Here is a 19,167-nt window from a genome sequence, read left to right as displayed (position 1 = left end):
ATCAGCCCTTTCTCTTCGCGCCGAGGCGGAAGTTGGCGGTGAAGATGCGCGTGTTGAGCCAGATTGCCGCGAGAATGATGGCGCCGGTCACGATCTGGGTGAAAAACGGAGAGATGTGCATGAGGATCAGACCGTTGCCGATCACGGCGATGGTCATCGTTCCGAGAACCGTGCCGAGAATGGTGCCGCGACCGCCCATCAGCGACGTGCCGCCGAGAACCACGGCCGCAACCACCTGAAGCTCGAAACCAACCGCCGCATTCGACGAGCCGGACCCCAGCCGAGCTGCAATCATGAGGCCGGCAATGGCCGAGGCCACGCCCGCAGCGAGATAGACGGAGGCGAGGATCCACTTGGCGGGCATTCCAACACGGCGCGCCGCTTCCGGATTGGAGCCGACAGCCACGACACGACGGCCATATCGGGTGCTCGAAAGAACGATATAGGCGATAATGGTGACGACGACGCCGATCAGGGCAGGGACGGGCATGCCGAGGAAATCACCCCTGCCGAGGTAAAAGAACCCGGGTGCTTCCGGTATCGGCACGGAATATCCCTGCGTGATGTAGAGGGCCACACCGCGCAGGATGGAGAGACCGGCAAGCGTTACGATGAAGGCCGGAATACCCTGATAGGCAATGAACCAGCCCTGTACCAGTCCAAGCCCACCACCGAGCACCAGCATGGCAACGACCACCAGCGGCCAGGGGTAACCGGCTGCAAGCAGGATGGCCCCCACGGCATTGATCAACGCCACCATCGAGCCGACCGACAGATCGATGCCGCCCGTGATGATGACGAATGTCATAGCGACGGAGACGATCAGGATGGGTGCGGCCTGACGCACGACATTCAAAAGATTGCCGGCGGTCAAAAACGTATCCGTTGTGACGGCGAAGAACACCATGCAGAGCGCAAAGAAGGCCGCGATGGAAAGGACCTGTGCGTTTTCGGCGAAGAAATCCGAAAGCGGTGAGCCCTTTGCGCGTTCAGTATAGACTGTCAATGACGTTGCCCTCCCACGATCAGCCGGACGAGATCCTCGAGGCTGGTCTCGTTGATCTGGCGCTCTGCCACCTTCGTGCCTTCATACATGACCGCGATGCGGTCGCAGACCCGGAAGAGATCCTGAAGGCGGTGGGTGATGAGGATGACCGACACGCCCTTTGCCTTGACGCGATTGATAAGCGAAAGCACGGCTTCCACCTCTGCAACGGCAAGTGCCGAGGTCGGCTCGTCCATGATCAGGACCTTCGGATTGAAAGAGGCTGCGCGCGCAATTGCGATCGCCTGTCTCTGCCCGCCAGACAGTTTCTCTACTTTGGCGGTGAGACGCGGAATGCGGATTTCCAATGCATCCAGCATCTTACGGGCTTCCGAAAGCATCGTAGGCCGGTCGAGAAATGGCCCCTTGGTAATTTCCCGTCCGAGGAACAGATTGCCGACGACGTCGATATGGTCACAGAGGCTGAGATCCTGAAAGACCATTTCGATGTTGCGGTTGCGGGCATCGGCGGGGCCTGAAAAGCGAATGGCCTTGCCTTCCATCGTGATCGTCCCGTCATCAGGGATATAGGTGCCGGATATCACCTTGGTCAGAGTTGATTTACCTGCCGCATTGTCACCGACGAGACCGAGGCATTCGCCGGGGAAAATATCGAGATCGACGCCTCGAAGCGCCTGATGCGAGCCAAATGTCTTGCGGATATTGCGCAGGGAGATGCGCGCTTCACGATCGGGCTGCCGGGAGAGAAGATCTCCCCCGGCGCCGTCGACAGCGCCTGTGTGCTGTCCGGCCGCAATCATTTGAAGACCGCGCGGTAGGGTTCGACATTGGCCTTGGTGACGATGGTGACCGGCACGGCAATGGTCTTTTCGACGGTGCCGCCGTCGGAAACCGTCTTGAGCGCCTTGACGGCGGCTGCACCCATTGCGGAAGGGTCCTGCTGGATGACGCCTGCGACATAACCCGCATCGATACCGGTAATCGCCTGCTTGGTCAGGTCCCAACCAAAGACCTTGATGTCTTTCTGTTTGCTCTGGCTTTCAACGGCAGCAACTGCACCCAAAAGGGCTGGCTCACCCGTGGCGTAGATGGCTGTCATGTCCGGATTGCCGGTGATGAGGTTTTCCGCGGCCGAAAGTGCGGTATCCTGAACGTTCTGGCCATCGACGACGCCGGCGGCCGTGATGCCGGGCTTGTCCTTGATGGTCTCTTCAAAACCCTTCTGGCGGATGTTCTGGATGAAGGAGTTCAGCGCGCCGACGACACCGATCTTGGCCTTACCGGCCATGTCGGACTTCACGTAATCGAGGAAGAATTTCCCCATGTCGGCGCCCGCTTTGCCGTTATCCACGCCGATCTGCGCCTTCTGCGGTCCTTCCGGCAGGATGGCGTCAATCGCGACGACGGGAATATTGGCGGCAGCCGCCTGCTTTACGGCGGGCATGATACCGTTGACATCGATGGCGACCACGGCGATGCCGTCCACCTTCTGCTGGATATAGGTCTCGATCGCGCTGTTCTGGGCGGCGGGATCGTTATTGGCATTGAAGATCACCAGCTTGACGCCGGCTTCCTTGGCAGCCTTTTCAGCACCTTCGTTCATCTGGTTAAAAAACAGCGCCTGCTGGTTGATCTGCACAAGGGCGATCGTCTTTTCAGCTGCGTTGGCAAGACCGGCAGACAAGGTCGCGCCGGCAAGAACGGTCGCAGCGAGAGCTGCAGAAAAATGTCGACGTTTAAAATTCAGCATTATCGTTCTTCCTCTGTTGGTTTCGTTGCTTTTTATTTGATCGCGGGCGGCGCAACGGATTCACGCACGACGATTTCGACGGGCAGCAATTCCTCCGACAGGAAGGAAGAATCCTGGTCCCAGTTGGTTTCAAGCAGAAGCGACAGAGCGCGCTGGCCGATCGCACTGACGGGTTGGCGAATGGCGGTGAGCGGTGGCGCAAAAAGATGCAGTGGCCCGACATCGTCGAAGCCGATCATCGAAACGTCCTGCGGAATACGCACGCCTTCGGCCCGCAGCACCTCGATAAAGCCGATGGCGATTTCGTCCGAACTCGCAAAAACCGCCGTCGCGGGCCGGCCTTCATCGAGAAACCGACGGGCCGCTGCCCGGCCGAATTCCACCGTATAGGCGCCGCAATATCTCGAGATTGAAAGCTCTGCCTCACTTGCCCGCTCGGTAAGGGCAGATGTCATTCCGCGGAAACGGCGCTCCGTACTGATCATATCTTCGGGGCCGCCGACATAGAGCACCCGTCTGTGCCCGTGGTCAGCCAGATGCGCCCCCGCCAGTCGGCCGCCCTGTTCATTGTTGCAGAAGAGTTTAGGCACTGTTGCGCCTGGAACGTCCTCATCGACTACCACGACCTTACCCGTGGCGTTGATCAGTTCTGCCAATTCATCCGTATTCGGATGGTTGGTGATAAAAACGAGGCCGTCGACGTGATTGCGGGCAAGCAGACGCAGATACGACAATTCCCGGCCCGTGCGGTTCAGCGTCGCAAAGAGCGACAGGGCGAGGCCGCGCCTGTCGGCCTCCTCTTCCACGGCAGCAACCAGCATTCCGAAAAACGGATTACCGATATCAGGAACGACCAGACCGATCGTATCCGAACGACCGCGGCTCAAACGCCTCGCATGTGGGTTGGGCACATAATTGAGCTCGCGAATGGCGGTCTCGATCCGCGTCTTCGTCTCTGCCGGAAGTTCAAGAGTACCGTTCAACAGTCGCGATACCGTCGCAACGGAAACGCCTGCCGCCTGGGCAACGTCCTTCAAACTGGTCGCATGGTTACGCACCATTGAACTCCCGCTTTCTGTTCCACTCAATCCGGGCCTTTTCGACCTCTGCCAGTTTTGTAAAGCGATTTACTAAACCGGTTTACAAGGGAGTATAAAATTTTCGAACTGTCAACGCCGTTTTTCGAAATTCGCTGATTTGCTGTCGCGGACCTGACGCTGCTACGCAGGCATCATCTGGCACTGGAACCGAAAGGCATTCCGGGTTTCGTCGCGGTCACGATAAAGATGGAAACTGCAATCAATTTGCGGATAGAGCCACTTGTGTGCATCAAGAGAGATCTGGTCGGCCAGGGAACCCTTGCGATTCGAAAGCCGGTTGGCGAATCAAGTGATTTAATTTTTTATTAACAGCTTATTGACTCCCACATGAATTCATATTCTTATATACGAATATTAAGTTCGACCTTCATGAAGAAAGTCGATAAAGATGGTTTTTTCATCAAGCTTATTCATATTTATGTTTTTACCGATTGCGCTCGGTGTTTATTTTTCCGTTCCATTCCGGTACAAATCGCTCGTTATACTTCTGTTTTCCTACCTGTTCTACGGATGGTGGAGGGTAGATTACCTTGTCCTGCTTTTTCTCGTGACGCTCTGGAGCTATATCTTCGGAAAGCTGATCTATGTGGAGCGGACGGCGCAAGCGCGAAAAAGATTGCTGATTGTTGCGATTTCCGGGCCTCTACTTGTGCTCGGTTATTTCAAATACTGCAATTTCTTCATGGACAGTCTCGCCGAACTCTTCAATGGCGGCGATCCATTCACATCGTGGCATGCGCGAATCCTGCTACCGATCGGCATCTCGTTTTATATTTTTCAGGCGATCTCTTACCTGATCGATATTTATAGGGAAGACGCGCCACCGGCGCAGAACTTCTTCGATTTTGCAGCTTTCAAGGCTCTGTTTCCGCAACTGGTTGCCGGTCCGGTCCTGCGCTACAAGGACCTTGCCCGTCAGTTCACCTATCGCGAGCATTCGCTTGAGCTTTTTGCCGAAGGCGGCATTCGGTTTTTTGCCGGCTTGGCCAAGAAGGTACTGATCGCGGATTCCGTCGCACCCATAGCGGATGCCATATTCGCCAAGGCCGACCCGACATTTGCCGAAGCCTGGCTTGGAACCATCGCTTATTCGATACAGCTGTATTTCGATTTTTCGGGCTATTCCAGCATGGCTATCGGATTGGGAATGATGATGGGATTCCGCTTTATCGAAAATTTTGACTGTCCCTATGTTTCCCGTTCCATCACGGAATTCTGGCGTCGCTGGCATCTCAGCCTGTCGGCCTGGCTGCGGGATTATCTCTATATTCCGCTGGGCGGAAACCGATTGGGAACCGCAAGGACCTATTTCAACCTTTTCATTACCATGGTGCTGGGCGGACTTTGGCATGGCGCGAACTGGACCTTCATAATATGGGGTGTCTGGCACGGCGGGCTACTGGCATTGGAACGTCTGCTCGGGGTCAAGCCGTCCGACAAACGCTCTTTCCTGGCGTTGGGTGGTACTCTGTTGCTGGTCATGCTCGGTTGGGTGATGTTCCGATCGCTCGACGTGCACAGCGCAATCGACATGTATCGCGGAATGTCAGGCCTCAACGGATTTCATATCCAGCCGGATATTGCGTGGCAGATCAAGAACTTCGCGCTTGCTTCCCTCGCTGTTGGCGTGGCGGTGGTATTTATTGAGCCATGGTTCAACCGGACTTTCCCGGCCGAGCGATTGATCCAGATGCCGCTTCACCCGTCTACCGCGGGCGTAGCTCTGGGGGCAACGGGCATCGTCTGCTTTTTTGGCCTGATTTCGATATTGAAGCTGACGGCCGACAGTGATTCACCCTTCCTCTATTTTCAGTTTTAGGGAGTACGGCGCATGATCTCACCACGTTTGCTTTCCACCGCGTCGGTTCTCTTTCTGTTGCTGGCCGGTGCCGGAATTACCGCCAATTATGTGGTCAGCATCCCGGATGAAGACCTGAAAATGGATGAGCTTGCCGATCTCTGGACCGGCAAGGTCGCCAGTCGGCTTGAGGAAGGTTACGAGCGGGAATTGCCGTTCAGCAATTTCGCCGTCGAGTTTTTTAATGCAGTTTCTCTCGGTGTTTTCGGGGAGGCCAGAAAAGGTGCAATCGTTGGCCGGAGCGGCTGGCTTTTCACGGCGGAAGAGTTTACCTGGAGCCGGACATCGGAGGCCAATCTTGCAACGTCTTTCCAGACGATTGTGGATGTTCGCTCCAGACTGGCGGAAAAAGGCACTGCTCTGGTTATCGTGCCGATCCCGCCCAAAGCGCAAATCGTGGCCGCGCAGCTGGGCAGCAACGTTTTGCCTGAAACCAACGCCGATCTCTATCAGAGATTTATGGCTTTCCTGAACAAGAAGGGGATCGCGGCCGCAGACGTGGCCGCGACATTCGGTTCCGTAAAGCCTGAAGAACTTTTTCTGCGATCGGATACGCATTGGACGGTCAAAGGCAGCGGTCTGGCGGCCAAGGCGGCTTGTGCCGCCATTCCCCATCCCGATCAGTTGATAAAAACTGCTTTTGACAGCGTATCTCAACATGATGTCAACCATGTCGGCGATCTCACAAAGTTTGTCGATGCCGGCTGGATGTTGCCCGGAGCCGGTACGGGCTTCGACATCATCCAGCCGATATCGGCTGCCGCAAAGACGGATAACGCCGATGCGCTGTTTGCCGATGGCGCGGCTGGAGCTGGAGCGGCGGATCAGGTCGTGCTGGTCGGAACGAGCTATAGTGCGAACCCGCTTTGGTCTTTTGAAGATCAGTTGAAAACCACATGCGAGGTGGATGTTCTCAATTACGCCAGGGAAGGAAAGGGGCCTTTTGTGCCCATGCAGGATTTTCTGGAGAAACTTCGCTCGCAAACCGCACCAAAGGTCGTGTTGTGGGAGATACCGGTACGTTATCTGGATGATCTTGTATAAATATATATAGTTTTTTCCTATATATTGTAATTTACGGTTGATTTAAGTCAAAATATATATAATATGCATATATATAGCGTGTTATACCTGACTTAATTCGAATTTTTATCGAAATTTTCGTAAATTTATTTCATTGATGGATTATGCGATGGGACACTATCTCGAAAAGAGAGTGCTCGGTCTCCCTGATGAAGTATTGCCTGTTGATAGATTGTCGACAGTGCCGGTTTCTCGGGCAGGGGAGCAATCCGCTATCGTCGATTGGAGCGAGAGCCTTCCAGCCCATTTGCTGTTTGTGCTTGGCCTCGCCAGCTTGATCGTCATCGTCCCGGAGGGCGTGCTTTTTGGCGCGAACGCGGGTCTTTTGTTCGGTCTGGGCGCATTGGCCGTCTGGCGCTATTTCTGGGGAATCCTGCATTTCGTGCGGTCCAACATCTACCGTCGCATTGTCTTTCCGAAAATGCGCATTCGAGCCGATCGTCATCTCCAGCACAGTGCGGAGAAAGGGCAAGCGCCTCACGCCTATCTCATCGTAACCAGTTTTCGCATCGACGGCGACACGACAGCCGAGGTCTATCGCGCCGCGTTCCGGGCAGCGCTTGCTTCTCGCGGCGGGGCGACGGTCATCGCATCCATCGTCGAAATGTCCGACCAGCGCCTGATCCGTTCGATGCATCGCCTTATTTGCGGCGAAAACACAGATATCCGCCTGGTGATCGTGCGCATCAATGGCAGCGGCAAGCGGGATGCGCTGGCCTATGCGTTTCGGGCCGTCTCCAAGCTGGAGCCGCGAGGCGATGACGTCGTGGCAGTTATCGACGGCGATTCCATCGTGCCCGAAGACCTCGTCGATCGGTGTGCCGGTTTCTTTGCGGATGGTCGCGTTGGCGCGTTGACCACGGATGAAACCTCGCGGGTACGTGGAAAATCGTCATTTCACGTCTGGTATTCGTTGCGGTTTGCGCAACGCCATATTCTCATGTCATCGAACGGCCTTTCAAGGCGCGTCCTGACGCTGACCGGCAGAATGTCGATGTTCCGCGCTTCGGTCGTCACCAATTCCGATTTCATTCTGCAGGTGGAACGGGACTATATCGAGCATTGGCGTCTTGGCAGGTTGAAGTTCCTGACCGGCGACGATAAGTCGAGCTGGTATTGGCTGCTGCGCAACAATTATCACATGCTGTATGTGCCCGACGTTACCGTCGCGACAGTCGAAGACCCACCGACATCAGGCTTTTTCCAGGCCGCGGCGCAGTTGATGACGCGCTGGTTCGGCAACATGCTGCGGACGAACAGCCGTGCGCTGGCGCTTGGTCCCTGGCATATCGGTTATTTCACCTGGTGGACGATTTTCGATCAGCGCATCTCGATGTGGACATCGCTTGCCGGCCTCGTCATGGTCATCCTGATCGGGCTTTTCGATAACCCGCTCATTTTCCCGGCCTATATCGCCTGGGTTCTGCTGACGCGCTATATCATGACGCTGATGCTGTTCAATTCCCGTCCGCGGGTTTCGATTTTCTATCCTTTTTTCATCTATTTTAATCAGGTGTTCGGCTCGATCATAAAAACCTACATTTTCTTCCACCTGGATCGCCAGAAGTGGACGCGGCAGAAAACCACATTGTCCACCAATGGCACAGGCCGAGCCGCCGCGCTGAAAAATGCCTCTTCCACTTACATGCATGTTTTATCGATTACCCTGTTTGTAACCCTCATATCGTTGCTCGTCGGTCAATTGTCGGTCCCAGGCATTGAGGCGACGACTGCGATTTTCGGTATGCGTTGACCCGCGAAGGAGCCCAAAATGAATATGAGCATCGTGAGTTTCGAAGCGGATGAGCAACGCCAGCATGCGCGCTACAAGTTGCCGCTGAAATGCGTCATCGATCAGCACAGATATTCCACGGTCGACTGGTCTTTGGGCGGGGTGGGTGTCGCAACGGGCGATGTCACCTTCGAAGAAGGACAAGTGCTGCCCTTGCAGTTGCAGATCCCTCTCGATGGTTTCGACATGGTGCTGCCCGTGAAAGCGGAAGTGCGTCATTCCAGCGCGGAAACCGGCCGCACAGGTTTCAAATTTGTCGGTACGTCTCCAGCCGCGCAGCGCATGTTGCGTTATATCCACGATTCCTACATCAGCGGTGACCTCGTAGAGGGCAACGATATTCTCGATTTCGCCAGGCGCGCTTCCGGCGAGGTTAAACTGCGGCCACGAAAATCGGGCGAGGCGGTACCCGGCGTTGGCAAATTCCGAAAAGCCGTGGGCATTCTCGCCACGCTGGTCCTGTCGCTGGCGCTTGCAGCATTTCTGGCAAGCAGCGTCTATAAACGTCTGTGGGTCTTCGAGGCCGATAGTGCCGTGGTGACGGTCGATACGGTTCCGGTCCTTGCGCCCGCCAACGGCATCATCACCAATCTGGTGACCGGACCGGTGAAAAGTGGTGAGCGGATTTTGACCGTTCTGACCGAGAGCGGACAGAGCACGTCGGTCGTCGCATCATGCGATTGCACCGCCGAGCCCATTGGACCGGCTGTCGATACGCAGATCAAGGTTGGAGCGCAGGTATTGGGGCTGCGTCATGCGGATGCCAAACCGCACGTGGTCGCCATGGTGGATCGCTCACATCTGATGGCACTCTATAAGGCGCCGCATGTCAGCGTCGACCTGCCGCAAGGCACGGTTCTGCATGATGTGACGGTGGCTGAACTGCCAAAAGTCAGCGAACAGTCCGCTGCGACCAGCGACCGGGTGGCAGTCAGGATCGATCTTGGCAGAAATGACCTGTCGGCCGAAATCGGCACGCCTGCTGTCGTTCGCTTCGACAACGGACCATGGTTTGGCCTGAACCAACGGCTTGCGGATTTGACGGGCAGAATCCTGCCGAAATAGGTGGTTGCGGGAGGTTTTGCCTCCCTCTGCCAAAGGGCGGCTGGCCGGCTGCCATATTGAATGACAGTTGCAGAAAATTCATGTGCAGGGGGCCGCCTTGGTCTCTGACGGGGCATCCGTTGCCTGCATTCCGGTTCTCTGCACGCCATTATCGAGCAGCTTTTACGACACAGACCTGACGAAGGAAGCATGATGACACGCGACATCATCCACCTATCAAGTTCCAATTGCCGGCGGCTGCCGAAAACGGGGAGCACCCTGTTGTCGCTGCGCGTGGCGGCGTTGTCGATCTGCCTCGTCTTTCCCATCGGGCACTGGCCCGTTGCCTCCTCTGTTGCTTTCGCCCAGCAGGCCTCGGCAATGCCTTCATCGGCACTCGGCAAAGCCGATGCCGCCATGTCGGACATTACCGCGAATGTTTTGAAGGCCGATGGTGCGACAGATGCCCGGCAGCGCCTCGCATTTCTCGATGCGGCGCGTGCTGGCATGACACAACTGAAATCGTGGGTGGCGGCGGATTCCGTCGAGGCAGGGGCGGCATTGAGCAAGCTTTCCTCCGCTGGCATCGACGCCGACAGTCTGGTTTCCGCCAGTATTTCCGCATTGCAGGAACAGATGAAGGGCCGTATTGCCGACCCGGAGCAAAGAACCGAGATGCGCGTGCGGATAATGGAGCTGATCGAAGCTCTTTCTCTGCCGGAATTGCAGGTCGCTGCCCTGGGAGGTTATGCGGCTCTCGTCGCCAAGGGCGACAAGCCGAATGCCATAAGCCTGATGGAGAAGGCGGCCGAGCGTGTCGATCTCATCAAGGACGAGACGGCAAAGAACGCAGCGCTGAACACCCTCGCGCAAACGGCGACGATCATCGAGCCCAAACTATCCTCTGGGCTCGCCGACAAGGCGATTTCGCGGATGTGGCCGACACGCATGCGCGGCTATGCCCGCTACGATCTGGCATTGCGAATTCTTGCGGGCAAACAGATCGACGGTAAACCAGTCAGCGCTGCCGCCACGGACGCCATCGTGGCGCAGAGCGCTGGCGCCCTGAAGAAAGACGATCTGGAGCAGGCCTTGTTGTGGGCGCTGGCGATCAATCCGGAGGATTCCGAAGCGCGCAAGAAGGCGGTCGATAATGCAGCCGATCTGGCCCTCAGCGAAGGCAAGCTGGAATGGATGCCGGTGCTGGCCACCAGCCTTGCGGACAACAGCGATCAGGAAGATCTGATCGAGAAGATCGTCAAGCAGCGCATCGAGGCCGGACGTGGGCTGGATGCAGCAAAACTGGCGGAATATCTGCCGGAAAGCGCGTTGCGCGCCGAACTTGATTTCATGTTGGCAACCGTGTTCGCCAAAAACGATCTGGCGAAGATGGCCGATGCTTCCTATGCCAACGGAAACACCGTTCTTGCCGGCCTGTCCGGCCCTGAGAGGGCAGTGGCGGTGGTGGCAGCGGCCGAGAGCGCAATCAGCCTCGCGCGACTGGATGACGCCTTGGCGCTGGTGAACGAATTGCGTGGGGCCAAGGATGGCGGCAACACGATTGCCAATCTTGCCAAAAGCCTTGCGGATGCCGACAGGCTGAAGGACGCAGAAGCGTTGCTGCCGTTCCTCCACGGTGGCAATGACCGCGACAAGGCTATCGCGGGGATCGCCCGTGTCAAAGCGCGGGAAGGTGATATCGCGGCGGCGAAGAGTGCGCTCGAGACCATCGCCAATAGCCGTGACAAGGGACGCGTACAGTCAGAACTGGCGCGCACGCTCGCCAAAAAGGGCGAGACGGATGACGCGAAGTCGGTCGCCCTTTCCATTCAGGATACGGAGTTCCGGATAGAGGCGCTGCTGCGGCTGGCCTCGGTTGCCAATGACAACAAGGGCAACGGCGATTTCGACGCGCTGGTCGGCGAAGCGGTGAAAGTTGCGGCCGGTGAGGACAAAAAAGACAGCCGTGACAAGGGATATCTGAAGATCGTCGAAGTGCTCACCGATGCACGCAAGACCGATGCAGCCAAGCAACTGGTTGATCGTATCGCCGATGAAAAGATCAAGGCGCGGGCCGCCAGCATGATTGGCAAACGTGCCGCGCTGGATGGTTTTGGCAGTGAGGCCTTGACCTATCTCGCGTCATTCGCCGGTGCAGCGGACGATGAGGCGCTGAAGGCCGACGTTCTGGTCGCGGCCGCGGCAAATCCGGAGATGCTGAAATTCGCATCGGTTCAGTCCAGCACGCTGAAGGATCACATGTTGCGTGTCCGCACCGCGCGCGCCATCGCGGAAGCCAATTTCCGGTCTCTCGATGTGCGTAATCTCGGTTGGGGCAAAGGAAGCCCGGCCGATTACACGGCCATGCAGCAGGCGCCGAAGCGTGAGGCTGTAGCAGAAGCAACACCCGTTGCCGCCTTCAGCGATGGCAGGCTGACGCTTGCCCGGCAGGAAGGCAGGATGAGCCTTCCCGAAACCTACACCTATTCCGACATTTCCGTTCGTGCCGGCATGGTGCGTGAGAATGTGCCCATGCCGCAGCCCGGTCATGCTGCCGTCACACTTGCCAATCTCAGTCCCTACAGCGACAAGTTCATGGAAGATCTGGCTGCGGGCAATACCGGCCTGTCCTTTGCCGCTGAGGCGCAGGGCATTCCCTATCCGCGCATCATCGTTATCCAGAGTGGCGTCTACACTCTTGGCAGCCTGGCAAGCGAACTGAATGCCGGCGATGGCTTTCCATTGGTGACGCGCGAAAACGATGTCGTGACGCTACGCGCGCCCGTTCTGGTGGCCGAGGGGGCGACGTTGATCCTGTCGGGGCAGGAAGCGGCCACCTATCGTCTTTCCGCGACGGCCGGCAGTTTCATTTCCGTGGCTGGAACGCTTTACGTCCAGGATACGACCGTCACATCCTGGGATGAGGCGACCGGAACGCCACGTTACTCGGACAAGGAAAAACGTCATGTTTTCCGGCCCTATATCATCGGCTGGAGCAATTCACGGCTGATGATCGGCGGGTCCGTGCTGGACGCGCTGGGTTACGCCGCGCCCAAGTCCTTCGGTCTGGCCTTTTCCGCCGGTCCCAAGACCGTGGCGCAGCAGATTACCGGCGCGCGTGCGCCGACTGGGATCGTCGTCGACAATTTCTTCCACAATTTCGAATATGGATTCTACTCCTATGAGGCAGACGATGTCAGTCTCGTGGGCAACGAATATCGCGACAACGTGCTCTACGCGATCGACCCGCACGATCGCTCTCATCGGCTGCTGATTGCCCTTAACACCACCTATGACACCAAGGCCAAACACGGCATCATCGTATCGCGTGAGGTGAATTTCTCCTGGATCGTCGGCAACGTGTCCCACACCAATGCCGGCTCGGGCTTCATGATCGACCGCAATAGCGTCGACAATTTCATTTATGCCAATGTCGCCTTCGACAATAAACAGGATGGCCTGACGCTCTTTGAGAGCAGCTGCAATCTGGCTGTCGGTAACCGCTTCTTCGACAACAAGCGTGCGGGCATCAAGATCCGCAACAGCTGGGATGTTGGCGTTCATGAGAATATTCTGGAAAACAACGCTCAGGATGCGATCCACGGCTATATCAGTAACTTGCGAGCGTCTCCTGCTAACGCATTGCGCGATTTCGAGTTTGATCCCTATCTGCCGCTGACGACCTTTGCGGCCAGCGGCAACCGCATTCATGGAAATGGCGGCGGCATCAAGGTTGACGGGACGTCGGGTTTCAGCCTTTCCGGCAACGATTATCTCAATCAGGTCGGCCGGCTGATCGATGGTGATGGTCGGGCGATGGAAGGCCATATGCTGCGCTTCAACGAGCGCGAAAGCGTGTTGATAACCTCGACGGTGTGCCGGCCGAAACGCCCGGAAGCCTATAACTGCCGTTTCCGCGATGCAGGCTTCTTCAATGGCGACGGTCAATCCGCAATCTTTGCGGAGGACGCACTCACGGACACCTGCACGAATGTTTCAAACTCCGTTCAGTACGAGAACTTCAATGGGACGGGAGGCCGAAGCTGATGGCAATGTTTTCCGGGATTCCCGGCGCAAAAATCGCCCTGAGACGCGGTATCGTTGCAGCCTTCGGTTTCTGGTTTTGCGCCACCTCTGCCGCAACCGCAGCGCCTGCATATAACGGTCTCTTCGATGTCGCGGCGCGCAAGGCGGCAATCGCGGCCGATACCTCGGGCCGTCTTCGCAAACAATGCCTTGCGATCAAGGCCGACAGCAAATGGCTTGATCTCGATGTCGTCGAGGGATTTCGTCCGACTGCCGGTTACGGCAGCGATCGTGCCGGGGCGCAGTTCGCCTGGGCCGTCATGGTGCTTTCCGGCCGCTCGCTTGGCGGTGACGCCGCGTCGACCACGATGCTGCGTACGCTCCTGAACACGTGGGCTGATCGCGGCGCCTTCGACAAAACGGAAGTTGGGCACGACGCTTATTATGCGCTGAAGCGCGCGCTCTTGCCGACCATCACGGCTTTTTCGATCATTCGCGACGAGCTGCCGGACGCGGAACGGTCGAAAATCCAGACGTGGCTCGATCCGCTGGTTCGCCGCGTCGACCAGACCTTCAACGGCGACGTCGACGTCAACAACCACCGGTATCTGGCCGATAGCGTGCTGATGACATGGGGCGGGATCGTCGGGGATGACGGTCTTTATGAAAAAGGCAGATCGCGCTTTCTCTCCATTCTCGATGAGGCGCGCGCCAATGGCGGGCTGCCGCTTGAAACGCGCCGGGGTGCGCGGGCGCTCTGGTATATGCGGCAGTCGCTGACCAGCATGGTGGTGATGGCGGAGGTTGCCCGCGGACACGGCGAGAACCTCTATGTGAAGACGTCCGGCGATGCCAATCCCGTCAAACGGTCGATCTGGACGATTTTCGGCTACTGGCTGAACGGCATCAACGATCCGGTTCTCGTTAATGCCTATGCGGCCGAGAACTACATTCCCGGTCCAAGCCGTGATTATCTTCATCAGGATACGGGCTTTCTCGAGAACCGCGGCAATGGTCGCCACTATCTCGCATTCCTCGAAGCTCTGGCCGCCGTTCCTGCCGAGAACATCTCCATGCAGCGCGCGATTGCGCTGCTGCAAAAGGATGCCGCGACCGAACGGCCGTTGATCGATGAATTTGTCGGTGGCAACGCCACCTGTTTCTGGGGGAAGTGATGATGAAGCGTCACCTTTTCACCCTCGCTCTTACGGTTGGGTCGGCGTTTTCGAACGGCTTTCCGGTATCTGCCGCAGAAGCACAGGCGCCGGGCAGGCTTATCGAAGTCGCGACCGCGCTTTCCCAGCGGAGCGACGGTCAGGGCATGCTGGATTATGCAAGGTTGCTGCGGGCAGGCGTGCCGCTCGATGCGCAAAATCCCTTGCTCGTATCCGACTTCGGCAAGGCGCGCACGGTCCTCGAAGCGGCGCTGACGATACCCGGCCCGCACCAGTCTGAAGCCAAATTGACGCTGGCGAAGATGCTGCTTGCCGGAGAGGGCGGTTCGTTCGATGTCAATCGGGCCTTTTCGCTTCTGGAAGAGGCCGGCCGGGCGGGAGTCGCCGAGGCGGCCTATATTGCCGGGCGGACGATGGTGGAGCGGCAGCTCAGTGCCGCCGATGCAAAGGCCCGGCTGCAACTGGCGCTGAGGCTCGGTTATGGCGCGGCTGCATTCGAGTTGGCCGGTCTGGCCGGAACGCCTGAGACCGAAGCGCAGTCGATGACCCGCTTCGGCATCGGCCTGCTTGAGCGTCGTGCGGCGTCCGGCGATGAGCGCGCGGCTTATGACCTCGCGACCTATTACCGCGAAAATGCGAATTCCGATGAGGCGTTACGAGCGGCACTCGACTGGTATCGCAAAGCCGGCGAACTTGGGCATAAGCGATCGATCTTCTGGATCGCGCGCCTGCAAATGGATTCCGCGACCAGCCTGTTCAACCCCGCTGAGGCGGCGGACTATCTCAACCGGGCGGCCGAAGCCGGCGATATCGAAGCGGCGCAGGAACTGGTGAAGGGCTTCACCGAGAGCGGCGACATCAATGTCGACCAAACGACCTTTGATAAATGGATGCGGCGTCTTGCTGGCATCAAAGATGCCAAGGCCGTGCTCTATTTCTCCGTTCAGCTTCAAAACACGTTGGAAAATCGCAAGAAGCTTTCCGACGATCTGTTCGCCCAGGTCATGAATGGCGAAACGCGCGATGTGGATGCGCTTTTGCGCATCGGCTCGATGTTCCGTGACGGGGACGGCGTTATCGCCGATGCGCGAAAAGCTCTGGATATCTATGGGTTGACGCTGGCGCGCCAGTCCAAGGATGGCACTACGCTTTTAGCGCAACTGCTTCTCGAAAAGCCGGAGTTGCGAACGGAAGAAAGTCTGACAGCGGCACGCAACGGGCTTGTCGCCACCGCAGCCGCCGGCAGCATCAACGCAATGGTGCTGCGGGGCGATTTCAGTCTTCATGGTATAGGCCAGACGGTCGATGTCGACGATGCCATGGCGTGGTATTCGAAAGCGCTTGCGGTGCGGCCGTCGGTTCGTGTGCTGAACAGGCTGGCAGAGGCCGCTCTTCTTTCGCCGGACCCGAAGCGAAAGATTTTCGCCATAGGATGGCTGGAGAAGGCCGAGGCCCTTGGCAGCGATGCGGCGATGCTGAAACTCGGCAAGCTCTATGCAGAAGGGCAGGTCGTTCCGGTCGATATCGGCAAGGCGACGGAATATCTGGAAAGATCGGCCGCACGAGGCAGGACGGATGGTCTGATCGAACTTGCAAATCTGAACATGCGCGTCGGCGGCCCGGATGCGTTTGAAAAGGTGCATGCGATTTTCCAGAGAGCGGTCGACAGGGGCGACGTCGAGGCATCGGTCGAGATGGCGCGTTTTCTGAGAGCAAATGGCCGTCTGGAGGAGGCCGTTCCGCTTCTGGAAACAGCGGCGCGAGCCGGGAGTTTCTCTGCCGCGATCGATCTCGTCGATATCCTGTCGCTGGAAGGTGGAGAGAGCGGAAAGGCAAGAGAGTTTCTGGAGCTTGCTGCCAACATTCCCGATCTCTCGTCTGCCGATCGTTTCCTGCTCGCCGGTGCCCTGCTGAAATCAACAGATTCGCTGTTGAGCCTGCAGGGCGTCAACCTCGCCAGGGAGATGGCAGGTGCGGGATATCCGGGTGCGGCCGCCATGCTGGCTTCAACCTATCTTGAAGACGGGAAAAGCGAACGGAATTTTAAAGAGGCACAGCGTGTTCTCGAAGAAGGCATCACCAGTGGCGACGTCGAGGCTACGATTATGATGGCCGATCTTCTCCTGGATGGTGTTCATACACCTGCCGATCCGTCCAAGGCTTTGTCCTATTACGATCGAGCACTTGCCGTACAGCCGAAAAACCCATCGCTTAACCTGAAGCTTGCCCGCCTGTACGCCGATGGCGTTGGCGTCGACATCGACAAGAAACGCGCTGCCGACTATCTGCGAACCGCAAGCGACGCTGGCAGCCGTTCGGCGCAGCGCGAGCTCGGTCTTGCCTATCTCTGGGGTGCAGGCGTGCCGCAGAACAGGAATCTTGCAAAGGAGAATTTGCAGGCGGCGGCCGATGCCGGTTTTGATCGTGCGTGGCACGATCTCGCGGCGCTGGAAAGTTCCGGCTTCGCCGCCCCTGTCGATCCGGAAGCGGCATTTGCCTTTAATTACAAAGGTGCAAAGCGCGGCGACGCGGCAGCGATGATCGATGTCGGGCTGTCCCTGCTCTCCGGCTTCGGCGTTCCGCATGATGGCGAGGCGGGCATTGGCTGGTTGGAGAAAGCCGCGGCGACACGCACGGAAGAAGGTCCGCTCGCCATGTATCGGCTCTATGAGGCGTACAGGTCGGGTCAAGGCGTCGAACGGGACATGGACAAGGCGAATGAATGGCTGGCCCGAGCCGCCGCCGCCAACAATCCCTCCGCCATGTTTCAGACGGCGCTCGTCCTTCGCGCCGACAGCTCGCAGGCTCTCCAGGCAGAGGGGCTCCTCTGGCTAAGGCGCGCGCAGGTGCTCAAGCACAATCAGGCGAACAAGATTCTGATGAAAATGGCGGCGGCTGATCCCCATTTCGAGATACCCAAGATGGAGGTGGTCGATGAAAACGAAGAGCCTTGAGGTTCCCCATCTGAGCGGTACAGGTGAGGCGAGCCGGTTTGCCCTCCGCTTCATGAGCGCCCTGTTCGTTTTCGCCGCAACGCCTGCCCTTGCAGGCAAGGCCTGCCCGGATATCGGCAACAAAAAAACGGAATTCAATCTGGCCGAAGGGCTCGATGGGGTGTTTTTCCGTACGAATACGGATTTTGAGGAGTTCTTCGTCAGAACATCGGAAACGATGGCCTCCCTGCGCGCCATTTCCGATGCGTTGCGCGTCAAGGGAACGGAACTTGTTTTCCTGCCGCTGCCGTCCCGCGGCATCGTGCAACGTGCGAAACTCGACGACAGCGACGAGCTTCAGGCCCGCTACAATGCCCCCGTCGCAGAACAGGAGTTCCGTCACTATGTCATGCAGTTGCAAAGGAACGGCATCACCACGGTAGACGTTCTCAAGGCGATTGACGATCATCAGGCAAGGGGCAATTTCTTCTTTGCGCGAGACCATCACTGGACGTCATCGGGCGCCCATCTGGTTGCTTCCGCGGCGGCGGAAACGATAAAGAAGCTCGCCGCATATCCATCCCTGTCGACGTACAATTTCGAGACCAAGGCTGTCGGAAGTCTCGACTACATCGCGCCGATGGGTCACGAAATTCAGGCATTGTGCGGCAGTGCGGTGGAGCCCGAGAAAGAAACTCTCTGGCAGACAACGCGGTCGGCGGATGATGCCAGCGATCTTCTCGGAAATGCGACGGAAACCTCGCCGCCGGTTGCTCTTGTCGGCTCCTCGTTCAGCGCAACGCCTGAATTCAACTTTGCGGGATTTCTCGCGCAGGAAACCGGTCTCGACATTACGAATTATGCGGAAAACGGCGCGCAGTTCATCTCGTCTCTTGCGACTCTCGTGTTCTCTAAAGGCTTTCATGAAAAGCCAGCTCCCCTGATCGTCTGGGAGGCGCCATCCTATTACGCCGTGGACCAGACGATGTTTCAGGCATCGCGCCAACTGCTGGCGGCAGTCTATGGCTCCTGCGAGGGTAAAGGCAGTATCGCGAACTCTCAGCCGAAGAAAATCGACGGCGAGACGGTGTTGCTTGCCGCCGCAGACCTCAAGGGGGAGCCATATGGCGACGCATATCTGGAGTTTGCCGCCTCCCAGGCTGGGCTCAACCAGATGACTGTCACCGTGCGTTATCGCGATGGCGATGAGGATACGCTGACGCTGGGCGGCTTTCCCCGTTTCGTTGATGACGGCACGTTTTACCTGATGCTGAACGACGAGTTTCCGACGCCGATTACGGGCGTGTCCGTCAACGGAAACTTCGGCGACACCACGGTTACCGCACGTCTGTGCCGCGTTCCCGATCAATTCATCAAGAAGCAGGGCTGAAGCAGATGTT

The 19,167-nt window shown here is 57.6% G+C and carries 12 protein-coding genes; 8 read left to right on the top strand and 4 right to left on the bottom strand.

The features are described from left to right. Nucleotide 1: 1 nt before the first annotated feature. Genes ACQZ5G_RS22980 through ACQZ5G_RS22965 form a run of 4 tightly spaced genes read right to left on the bottom strand, consistent with a single transcriptional unit; the run spans nucleotide 2 to nucleotide 3,817 of the window. On the bottom strand, nucleotides 2–1,006 hold the full coding sequence (locus ACQZ5G_RS22980) for an ABC transporter permease (protein ID WP_448739060.1): 1,005 nt from the start codon (nucleotides 1,004–1,006) through the stop codon (nucleotides 2–4). After that, nucleotides 1,003–1,806 (bottom strand): ATP-binding cassette domain-containing protein, encoded by an 804-nt coding sequence (locus tag ACQZ5G_RS22975; RefSeq protein WP_448739061.1) that lies wholly within the window; start codon nucleotides 1,804–1,806, stop codon nucleotides 1,003–1,005. Before ACQZ5G_RS22975 ends, ACQZ5G_RS22980 begins: the two co-directional genes overlap by 4 nt. Beyond that, on the bottom strand, nucleotides 1,803–2,756 hold the full coding sequence (locus ACQZ5G_RS22970) for an ABC transporter substrate-binding protein (protein WP_448739062.1): 954 nt from the start codon (nucleotides 2,754–2,756) through the stop codon (nucleotides 1,803–1,805). The genes ACQZ5G_RS22975 and ACQZ5G_RS22970 overlap by 4 nt, the downstream gene beginning before the upstream one ends. A 32-nt stretch (nucleotides 2,757–2,788) precedes the next feature. Then, nucleotides 2,789–3,817, bottom strand: coding sequence for a LacI family DNA-binding transcriptional regulator (locus ACQZ5G_RS22965; protein ID WP_448739063.1), 1,029 nt, complete (start codon nucleotides 3,815–3,817; stop codon nucleotides 2,789–2,791). Between the two features lie 427 nt (nucleotides 3,818–4,244). On the opposite strand from ACQZ5G_RS22965, the gene ACQZ5G_RS22960 reads away from it, so the two are divergent. The 8 genes from ACQZ5G_RS22960 to ACQZ5G_RS22925 all read left to right on the top strand — a co-directional run bounded on the left by ACQZ5G_RS22960 (nucleotide 4,245) and on the right by ACQZ5G_RS22925 (nucleotide 19,157). Beyond that, nucleotides 4,245–5,675 carry an MBOAT family O-acyltransferase gene (locus tag ACQZ5G_RS22960; RefSeq protein ID WP_448739064.1) on the top strand — a complete coding sequence of 477 codons (1,431 nt, stop codon included), beginning with the start codon at nucleotides 4,245–4,247 and terminating at the stop codon, nucleotides 5,673–5,675. Between the two features lie 12 nt (nucleotides 5,676–5,687). Beyond that, nucleotides 5,688–6,758 carry an alginate O-acetyltransferase AlgX-related protein gene (locus ACQZ5G_RS22955; protein WP_004432937.1) on the top strand — a complete coding sequence of 357 codons (1,071 nt, stop codon included), beginning with the start codon at nucleotides 5,688–5,690 and terminating at the stop codon, nucleotides 6,756–6,758. Between the two features lie 313 nt (nucleotides 6,759–7,071). After that, entirely contained in the window at nucleotides 7,072–8,550 is a 1,479-nt protein-coding gene (locus ACQZ5G_RS22950) for a glycosyltransferase (RefSeq protein WP_244432146.1), read from the top strand. A gap of 18 nt (nucleotides 8,551–8,568) precedes the next feature. After that, nucleotides 8,569–9,654 carry a PilZ domain-containing protein gene (locus ACQZ5G_RS22945; RefSeq protein WP_004432939.1) on the top strand — a complete coding sequence of 362 codons (1,086 nt, stop codon included), beginning with the start codon at nucleotides 8,569–8,571 and terminating at the stop codon, nucleotides 9,652–9,654. Between the two features lie 189 nt (nucleotides 9,655–9,843). Continuing rightward, nucleotides 9,844–13,680: a right-handed parallel beta-helix repeat-containing protein gene (locus tag ACQZ5G_RS22940; protein ID WP_448739066.1), complete on the top strand. Its 3,837-nt coding sequence runs from the start codon at nucleotides 9,844–9,846 to the stop codon at nucleotides 13,678–13,680. After that, entirely contained in the window at nucleotides 13,680–14,834 is a 1,155-nt protein-coding gene (locus tag ACQZ5G_RS22935) for an alginate lyase family protein (protein ID WP_004432944.1), read from the top strand. Before ACQZ5G_RS22940 ends, ACQZ5G_RS22935 begins: the two co-directional genes overlap by 1 nt. A gap of 2 nt (nucleotides 14,835–14,836) precedes the next feature. Beyond that, nucleotides 14,837–17,788 carry a tetratricopeptide repeat protein gene (locus ACQZ5G_RS22930; protein WP_448742683.1) on the top strand — a complete coding sequence of 984 codons (2,952 nt, stop codon included), beginning with the start codon at nucleotides 14,837–14,839 and terminating at the stop codon, nucleotides 17,786–17,788. Next, nucleotides 17,769–19,157 (top strand): alginate O-acetyltransferase, encoded by a 1,389-nt coding sequence (locus ACQZ5G_RS22925; RefSeq protein ID WP_448739068.1) that lies wholly within the window; start codon nucleotides 17,769–17,771, stop codon nucleotides 19,155–19,157. Before ACQZ5G_RS22930 ends, ACQZ5G_RS22925 begins: the two co-directional genes overlap by 20 nt. The last annotated feature ends 10 nt before the right edge of the window (nucleotides 19,158–19,167 follow it).

It is taken from the genome of Agrobacterium sp. 22-214-1 (assembly GCF_053522465.1).
Note: the sequence above shows the minus strand (reverse complement) of the source record. Positions and strands in the feature narration are given on the sequence as shown.